The sequence below is a fragment of the Companilactobacillus formosensis genome (assembly GCF_005405305.1).
GTDB lineage: Bacteria > Bacillota > Bacilli > Lactobacillales > Lactobacillaceae > Companilactobacillus > Companilactobacillus formosensis.
This window is the reverse complement of record NZ_BJDU01000019.1, coordinates 1-1393: the sequence shown is the minus strand read 5'-3', so window position 1 is coordinate 1393 and position 1393 is coordinate 1. Positions and strand designations below refer to the sequence as shown.

The 1393-nt window shown below is 34.2% G+C and carries 1 protein-coding gene; it reads left to right on the top strand.

The window, feature by feature from the left end; genetic code table 11:
• Positions 1 to 157: 157 nt before the first annotated feature.
• Positions 158 to 1393: ISL3 family transposase (locus FFM65_RS12005; RefSeq protein ID WP_137610125.1), on the top strand; the 1236-nt coding region annotated here is incomplete at its 3' end.

The following is a 1393-nucleotide window of genomic DNA, read 5'->3' as shown; positions in this document are numbered from 1 at the left end:
GGTTGTACGATAAATAGAGTTGATAGGCATTTTGCCATCAACTCTATTTTTGTATACCATTTATTAGTAATACTTTTTAAGAACATCAAAAAAGACACCACTCATGTCCTTTAGATGTTCGACCCTCTACAGCTTCACAATGAAAGGAATTTGAATGATGCCCCTAACAGATAATTCTATACGAAATGCTTTAGAAATTAAAGACAAGAATATTGTATTCACTGATGACTCAGTTTTTATGAATATACACGGAACTATATCTTTAGTTTATTTTGCGAAACTTACTAAAGACGTTGATCGTTGTATTAATTGTGGCCTTACAGGCCACGTAATTAAAGATGGATTCAATAAAAATATGATAATAGCTCCATCACTATCTTTACGACCAACTTTTATTCGATTATATCGTCAAAAATATATATGTAAGTCCTGTGGTTCAATTTTTGTAGCTAAAACCAACTATGTTTGGGATTGTTGCCAAATTGCGCAGCCGGTCAGACAGATGATTCTGTCTGAGGCCGCTCACAATGCATCTCTTAAAGACATTGGTAGACGCTTTAATGTCTCAGATAAGACCGTTCAACGGATCATTGATGAGGAAGCCAAACTACATAAAAACAGACATACAGAATCTCTACCAAAGCACATGGCTTTTGACGAGTTTATGGCGACAGATAAATTGAGCTTTATTTGGTTAGATAGTAATGATCATCGAACCGGAGATATTTTGCCTAGACGAACTTCTTATCAAATTAAACAATATTTTGAAAACTTCTCTTTAAAGGCTAGAAAACAAGTACAGACTATCTCTTTAGACTTAAATGCCGGTTATATTAATCTCGTTCCAAAATTATTTCCTAAGGCAAGGATAGTTGTTGATAGGTTTCACATCGTTCAAATGGCTAATCGTTCTCTTAATTCTTCAAGAATCAAGGTAATGAAGACCATGCCCCAACGCAGTAAAGAGTATCTATTCATGAAGCGAGATTGGAAGAAATTCTTGGAATCATTCGATTCCATTGAAAAGATAACGCCTAAGTACCAATACAGCGTAAATTACTGTGAAACAGATTTAAATTTGATTACAAAATGTTTGGATTTGGACGAAGGCTTTGCCAAGTCCTATGAGGTTTATCAAGATATCTTAAAAGCTATTGAAACAAGTGACGTTGAATTAATGAGTGACACAATACTTGATTATCATTCACTAAACACACCAATGGATACAACCATGAAGTCACTAAAAAAATATCGAAAACAGGTACTGAACGCTCTACACTTCGATTACTCCAATGGATTTTTAGAGGGAACCATTGGAAGAATAAAGAAAATAAAAAATAGCGCATATGGTTATCGAAACTGGACTAACTTTATTAAGAGGATTGATCTTCAA